Genomic DNA, 6,865 nt, shown 5'->3' with positions numbered 1-6,865 from the left:
TCTGGTCGTTCAGTGTCGCGGTCATCACGGCACCCTCCTCACCAGGCACAACGCCCGATGGGTCAGGCCGGAAACACCCTTAGATGCACAGACCCACTACGAGCGCCATAACGCACACCTGTGGCACATGGACCTGCTCGCCCGCGCCGGGCGTCACGTCGAGCTGGCGGCACTCGGCCAACGCGATGTGCACGTTCGGCAGGTGGCAAGGGTGTGTTGGTTGCCTGGGGGTCAAGGGGTCGGGGTTGATATCCATAGGCGGATCGAGATGGAGCGTCACTCGGGCGGCAAGTAACTAGAGGCGAGATCTTCACGCTCTTCCGGGGTCATCTTCTGATAGGCGTTCCAGAAGGTCTGGAAGGGTGTTGTTAGCTCAGCGCTGTAGGCCGGGCTCGTGGCTGCTTGGCGCAGGGTGAGTTGACCGGATTGGACGGCGGTGGCCATCTCGCTGAGTAGGGGATTCTCACTGCGCGCCAGGTGGTCGAGGATGCGGCGGAGGGCATGGGCTTGTTTCTCGCCGCCGCTGCCGATGTCGTCTAGGTTGTCCACGAAGTCTTATGCCTTCACGCCTGCGAGGGGGTGGTCATAGCGGCCGCCGTCGGGGAGCGCGGGGAGGGCGACGGCGTCGAGGTCGCTGAGTTCGCGGCTGAGTATGGCGCGGAACGTGAGGACGGCGGCGGCGATCTGCTGGGAGAGTTTGGTTGCTTCGCCCCAGAGTCGGAACATGTCGGCGACTTCTGCGGCCGCGACGCCGTAACCGACGATCGCGCCGACCCCGCTTGCTGCGGTGGCGGTGCCGGCGGCAGCGCTGACGCCAATGATGATGGCGCCGTCGATGAAACTTTTGACAATGCCGCCGAGGGCTTCCCCGGCGGACCAGACGGCGTCGGCCATGCCCCGGTACGCCTTGCTGATTGCGGACAGGGGAGTGCGGAGGTCAGCGGTGGCGTTGGCAGTGGTCGTGAAGTAGCGGAAAGCTCCGTCGCCCGCGACGCCCTGCCACAAGGGACGCAGGGTCGTGGTACCGGACTGGACGTTGTAGGCGAGGTCATGCAGGGCGGCCCCGATGTTGTCGACAACCGGGCCCATCTTGGCCAGGGCTTCCCAGTCCCCGGAGACCTGGCTTTGGAGCCTACCGATGGGGTCGAAGCCGAAGATGTTGTTGAACACTTCGTTGAGCCAGTTCGACGGGCTGACGTAGTCCATCCAACCCAGCGCGTTCGGGGGCTTGTCCGGGTCGCCCGGCGTGTCAAGGTGGCCGCGCACGTCGCGCACGTCGACGAAGTTTGCGGGAGCGCAGGGGTTGTTCGCCAATTCCAGTTCAAGGGCAGTGATGCACCGGTCGCCCGCTGGCGGCAGGGTGAGCTCAAGGCGGTCGGCGTTGGCCAGGTCAGTTGTGCGGTAATAGCCAGCGGCAGCCCGCAGCTCGGGGGCGGAGTTCTCCAGAAGGCAGGCGAGTCGCTTGAGAGTGCTGTCTATGACCTCGACCGCTTGCTCATGTGCGGCTTTGGCGATCTTCAGATGCTCGCCTCCCGTGGCCACGTCGGCATGGCGGTTGAGGTAGCTGCGCACCTCCCACACATCGGCGGCACCACGATCGACCTGGCGGGCGAAGCCGACCAAAGCTTCCGGCTCGACGGACAACGTCATAGTTAGCGCCTAGTCCGTAACGAAGACGCCGGTCACGCCCACAACAGCGAAGACGACAGCGGCGGCGAGCACGTAGAGCCGCGGACGCGGTTCACTGATGACGTAGCTAGACAGGCCCAATGCGCCGCTGAGGATCGCGATCGCGTACCACGGGAAAGTAGCCGGCGTGGGCTGGCCGATGAACACCATCCACGTGGCCATGACCGCGACAAAGATCGTCGCGTAGGCGACCACCTGCCGCATGTTCCGATAGGCGGTGTGCTGCAACCGGGCGACCGACTCCTTGTAAGCCTCCACCGCCGCAGCGCGCTCATCCTCGCTGACCTGCCGTCGCCTACTACGGCTACCAGGCTTCCGGCCTCCACCCATGCCGCCGAAGATACATCGACGGTCACACCCTCGCTGCCCTGCGTAAGCAGCACCTGTGGCCCCGGTCTTACCAGTCGCGTGCCCGTGAGGTGCCCCGATACGCGGGTCGGCGAGGGGCAACGACGGTGAAGGACGCGAGGCGCTGACGCCGCTACGAGCGCTCGCCGACGGTCAAGACACCGCCTGAGAAGCGGATCCGAGGATTCCTCAGTTGAAGGGCAGGTCTGGCGACAGGGACCGGTACCAGAGGCAGGGGGCGCAACAGAGGAGCACGATGAGCGCCACGATGGCGATCAGAGCGATCCCGCTGAGACCGCCGATGGCGAACAGGTTCCTGAGCGCGTTCCTGCCGCGGCCCGCACCATCGTCGTTCCTGGCCAAGACGCCCCCATGATCGGCAGTGTTGGTGGCGACAATGTAGCTGTCGGGCCTTCCCTGCGCGGTGGCGGCGTCAGGGGCGTAGCTCTCGTAGCAGGGCGTCGACGCGACCCTTGATGTCGTCGCGGACCTCGCGGACGACGTCGATGGATTGCCCGGCCGGGTCGGTGAGTTTCCAGTCTTCGTAGCGTTTGCCGGGGAAGACGGGGCAGACGTCGCCGCAGCCCATGGTGACGATGACGTCGCTGGCTTCGGCGGCGTCCCAGGTGAGTCGGACCGGGGTCTGGTCGGTGATGTCGATGCCGACCTCGCGCATGGCGTCGACGGCGACCGGGTTGATCGTCTCGGCGGGTTCGCTGCCGGCGCTGCGGACCTCGACGGTGTCCCCGGCGAGGTGGCGGAGCCAGCCGGCGGCCATCTGTGAGCGGCCGGCGTTGTGCACGCACACGAACAGGACACTGGGCTTGTCGCTCATCGGGCTTCTGTCTCCTCGGCGAGGTGGGGTACGAGGACATCGCCAGCGACGTCTCCGGCGTGGGGGTACCAGGCGGCGAGCGCGGCGACGCCGACCAGGCCGCCGACGAGCTGGGCGGCCACGAAGCCGGGCACCGAGGTGGGGGCGATTCCGGCGAAGGTGTCGGTGAAGGCCCGGCCGATGGTGACGGCGGGGTTCGCGAACGACGTGGACGAGGTGAACCAGTAGGCCGCCCCGATGTAGGCGCCGACGGCGGCGGGCGCGGTGGCGGTCCGGCCGCTGCGGGCGAGGGCGAAGACCAGGACGACCAGGCCGGCGGTGGCGACGATCTCGGCGAGCCACAGGTTCGCGCCGGTGCGCTCGGTGTGTGACCAGGTGACCGCCGGCAGGTCGAACATCAGGTTCGCCAGCACGGATCCGGCGACCGCGCCGGTGACCTGCGCGGCGGTGTAGGCGACGAGGTCGGGGACGGTCAGGCCGGTGCCGGCGCGGCGGCCGAGCCACCAGTCGACGGCGGACACGACGGGGTTGAGGTGCGCGCCGGACACCGGCCCGAACACGAGGATCAGCGCGCCCAGCGCGAACGCGGTGGCGATCGCGTTCTCCAGTAGTTGGAGCCCGACGTCACCGGGGGAGAGGCGAGCCGCGGCGATCCCGGACCCGACGACGGCGGCGACGAGGAGTGCGGTGCCGGCGAACTCGGCCGAGGCCCGGCGGGTGAGGTTGCGGCTCACGCGGTGGCAGGAGTGGTCGGCAGATCGAGCAGTACGCCGAGCTGACGGAACGCCTCGGGCTCCACCCTGTACCACACCCAGGTGCCGCGACGTTCGGAGTCGACGAGGCCGGCTTCCCGCAGCACCTTGAGGTGGTGGGAGATGGTCGGCCCGGACAGGTCGAACGCCGGGGTCAGGTCGCACACGCAGATCTCCGGCACCGACGCGATCATCGACATCAATCGCAGTCGGACCGGGTCACCGAGGGCCTTGAACATCGGCGCGACCACCGCCGCCTGTTCGGCGTCCATCGGGCGGGCCGCCAGCGGCGCACAGCAGGCTACCGCTTGCAGGTCCACGACCGGCAAATTCTGTTTCGGCACTCATCTACCTTGACAGACATCGAATCAGGCTGCAACGGTGGGGTTGCTTCGAAATCCGTCTAGACAGCAGTTCGCCCCAGCAGGAGGATTCCCATGTCCCGTGTTCAGCTCGCTCTGCGCGTGTCCGACCTCGACGGCTCGATCGCGTTCTACTCGAAGCTGTTCGGCGTCGACCCGGCCAAGCGTCGGCCCGGCTACGCCAACTTCGCCGTCGAGAACCCGCCGCTGAAGCTCGTCCTCATCGAGGGCGAGGCCGACCAGCCCACCGCGCTGGACCACCTGGGTGTCGAGGTGTTCAGCACCGACGACGTCACCGCCGCCACCAGGCGCCTCACCGACTCCGGCCTGATCACGCTGGAGGAGAACGACACCGAATGCTGCTACGCGCTGCAGGACAAGGTCTGGGTCCGCGGCCCCGGTGCCGAGCGCTGGGAGGTCTACACCGTCAAGGCCGACGCCGACACGCTCACCAAGGCCACCGACACCGAACCGGTGGCCAGCGGAGTCGGCTCACACTGCTGCTGACCACGGCAGATCTGCGCCTCCGGCGTCTTGGATGTCGGGGTGTCCGGTCGATCGGGACACCCCGACATCCAGGATCCGAGGGATGATGCGGACACCGACAATCGAAGGACGTGAAATCGATGGTGCTCAGCTCGTCGTTCGGTACGGCGGCGTCCGCGTACGCCCGGCATCGCCCGGACTACGCGCAGGCCGCGGCGCGGTGGGCGCTCGAGGTCGCGCCCGGCTCGCGAGTCCTCGATCTCGGCGCCGGCACCGGCAAGCTGTCCGCCACGCTGATCGCGCTCGGTGTCGACGTCGTGGCGGTGGAGCCCGACCCGGCGATGCTCACCGAGCTGGGCCGGGCGTTGCCGACCGTACGGGCCCTCCCCGGTAGCGCGGAGGCGATCCCCCTGCCGGACGCGTCCGTCGACGCGGTGCTGGCCGGCAACGCCCTGCACTGGTTCGACATGACCGTCGCGGGGCCGGAGATCGCCCGGGTCCTGACGCCCGGCGGCATCCTGGCCGGTCTGTGGAACGTGATGGACGACCGGGTGGACTGGGTGGCAGCCCTCGAACGGGTCAGCGGGAGCGCGGCCATCGGCCCGCGTGACACCTTAAGCAGTTGGCGCGCGGCGACAGCAGGCCTGCTCAGGCCGGGCAACGGAACTGCCGACCGATTCGGTACGCCCGAGCAGGCCGAGTTTCCCCACGGGCAGCGCCGGAGCGCCGACTCCCTGGTCGCGACGCTCGCCACCCGGGCCGGGTTGCTGGTCATGCCGGAACCGGAGCGGACGGCCACGCTCGACCGGATCCGCGAGTTCCTGGGCGGAATGGCCGAGACCGCCGAGGGCGACTTCACCCTGCCGATGCTGACCGGTGTCCTTCGCGCCCGCCGACTCTGACGGTCGCCGACGGCCTCCGTCAGGGCTGCACGGGTTTCTCGATCCGGCGCCGCCGTGTCAGTGCTGGTCGGTCTCGGCCTCGCGCTCGCTTTGTGAGCGCCAGGGCCGCGAGCTGGACCGGCGGGGCGCTCTGACGGGACTCGGCGTACTCTGCCGCAGCATGGCGAACCCTGCCGCGGCCAGCCCGAGCGCCAGAATCGCCGTACTGCTGAGGAGCAGCGTCGGGCGGGGACCGATGGCGCCGACCAGCGGGCCGCCGAGCATGGTGCCCAGAGGCACCGCGAGAACAAGCACGGCGCTGTTCGCGGCAAGTACGGCGGGGAGTTGCCCGGTCGACGCGCTGCGCTGGTATAGCGCCATCGACATGGACATGTACGGCGCCCAGATCAGGCCCGCCAGCGCGAAGGCCGGCAGGGACAATCCGACGGGCGCCCCCACGCCGAGTGGCAGCATGGCGACGCCGAACCCGATGACGATCCCGATGATCGTCGCGCGCAGCGGCCAGTGCCGGAGGTGGCCGGCGACCACACCGCCGAGGAGGCCACCGATGCCGAAAGCGGTGTAGTACGCGCCGAGCAGCGTCGCGGAACCTCGCAGGTCGTCGGTGACGTGCAACGGCATCGCGACGTACACCGGGCCGAACAGGAAGAAGAATGCGACGCTCAGCACCAGCAGGCCCAGCAGCGTGGGCTGACGGCGGATGAACGCGAAACCTGCGGTGCGCGGGGCGCTGTGCTCGTACCGACGGATTGTTCCGGTGGCGGGCAGCGCGAGCCGATAGGTGAGCGCCAGCACCGCGAACGTGGCGGCGTCGGCGGCGATGACCCACACCGGCCCCACCCAGCCGATCAGGATGCCGGCCAGCGGTGGGCCGACGACGGTGGCGAAGCCGGAGATGGTGGTGAGGACCGCGTTCGCCGGCAGATGGTGTCGCTGCGGCAGCAACTCGGCGATCAGGGTGAACCGTCCGGCCGAACCCCACGAGTGCAGGAGGGCGGAGGCGGCGAGCAGGACGGCGTACAGCCCGATCGTCAGCGTGCCGGTCAGGTACGCGATCGGGATCGCGGCGAGCGCGGCAGCCCGCAGGATCGCGTCCCACCCGGCGAGCCGGGCGCCGCCGCGCCCGCGCAGCAGCCGACCGAACGCCAGCGTTCCGACAGCGCTGGGAAGGGTGTACGCGGCCACCGCGACCGCGATCCAGAGACCGTGCTGACCGGTTGGTGCGAGCTGCCTGGCCAGCCAGGGTACCGCGACCACCGCCATGCCGTCGCCGAGAGCGGACACGGCCAACCCGGGTAGTACGCGCCGCAGCAGGGGATGACTGACCACCGGCCAGTACGGCGAGGTACGCGGAAAACGAGGCATGAGAGCAGTCGACCGGGCATCGACGCCATCCGCCAGCAGGTACTGCTGCCAGCAGAATCAGCCCAGCGCGCAAGGCGCTCGGCGGGATCGACTCGGGTCCCCCGTGGACGTCCACGGGGGACCCGA

General features: G+C 69.0%; 9 protein-coding genes. 2 read left to right on the top strand and 7 right to left on the bottom strand.

The annotated features are described in order from the left end of the window. Window positions 1-276: 276 nt before the first annotated feature. From AB0B55_RS30410 to AB0B55_RS30385, 6 genes are all read right to left on the bottom strand, one after another. Window positions 277-549 (bottom strand): hypothetical protein, encoded by a 273-nt coding sequence (locus AB0B55_RS30410; protein ID WP_357175434.1) that lies wholly within the window; start codon window positions 547-549, stop codon window positions 277-279. A 6-nt stretch (window positions 550-555) separates the two neighbouring features. After that, entirely contained in the window at window positions 556-1,650 is a 1,095-nt protein-coding gene (locus tag AB0B55_RS30405; RefSeq protein WP_357126145.1) for a hypothetical protein, read from the bottom strand. 9 nt (window positions 1,651-1,659) lie between these two features. Further along, window positions 1,660-1,947: a hypothetical protein gene (locus tag AB0B55_RS30400; RefSeq protein WP_357126142.1), complete on the bottom strand. Its 288-nt coding sequence runs from the start codon at window positions 1,945-1,947 to the stop codon at window positions 1,660-1,662. Window positions 1,948-2,470: 523 nt separating this feature from the next. Then, on the bottom strand, window positions 2,471-2,872 hold the full coding sequence (locus AB0B55_RS30395) for an arsenate reductase ArsC (protein WP_357175431.1): 402 nt from the start codon (window positions 2,870-2,872) through the stop codon (window positions 2,471-2,473). Then, the gene (locus AB0B55_RS30390) at window positions 2,869-3,606 is read right to left on the bottom strand and encodes an MIP/aquaporin family protein (RefSeq protein WP_357175429.1); all 738 of its coding nucleotides are present in this window, start codon (window positions 3,604-3,606) and stop codon (window positions 2,869-2,871) included. Before AB0B55_RS30390 ends, AB0B55_RS30395 begins: the two co-directional genes overlap by 4 nt. Beyond that, a complete protein-coding gene (locus tag AB0B55_RS30385) occupies window positions 3,603-3,896 on the bottom strand; it encodes a metalloregulator ArsR/SmtB family transcription factor (RefSeq protein WP_357126571.1) in 294 nt (97 codons plus the stop codon). The genes AB0B55_RS30390 and AB0B55_RS30385 overlap by 4 nt, the downstream gene beginning before the upstream one ends. 165 nt (window positions 3,897-4,061) lie before the next feature. Between AB0B55_RS30385 and AB0B55_RS30380 the strand changes: the two genes are divergently transcribed. After that, on the top strand, window positions 4,062-4,493 hold the full coding sequence (locus tag AB0B55_RS30380) for an ArsI/CadI family heavy metal resistance metalloenzyme (protein WP_357126132.1): 432 nt from the start codon (window positions 4,062-4,064) through the stop codon (window positions 4,491-4,493). Between the two features lie 119 nt (window positions 4,494-4,612). Next, window positions 4,613-5,374, top strand: a complete 762-nt coding sequence (locus tag AB0B55_RS30375; RefSeq protein WP_357126568.1) for a class I SAM-dependent methyltransferase — start codon at window positions 4,613-4,615, stop codon at window positions 5,372-5,374. 57 nt (window positions 5,375-5,431) lie between these two features. On the opposite strand, the gene AB0B55_RS30370 is transcribed toward AB0B55_RS30375, so the two are convergent. Beyond that, complete coding sequence (locus AB0B55_RS30370; RefSeq protein WP_357175426.1) at window positions 5,432-6,739, bottom strand: MFS transporter; 1,308 nt, start codon at window positions 6,737-6,739, stop codon at window positions 5,432-5,434. Window positions 6,740-6,865: the final 126 nt, after the last annotated feature.

This window comes from Micromonospora sp. NPDC049107 (assembly GCF_040648595.1).
Lineage (GTDB): Bacteria > Actinomycetota > Actinomycetes > Mycobacteriales > Micromonosporaceae > Micromonospora.
The sequence above is the reverse complement of the archived record's forward strand: the minus strand, read 5'-3'. Positions and strand labels throughout refer to the sequence as shown.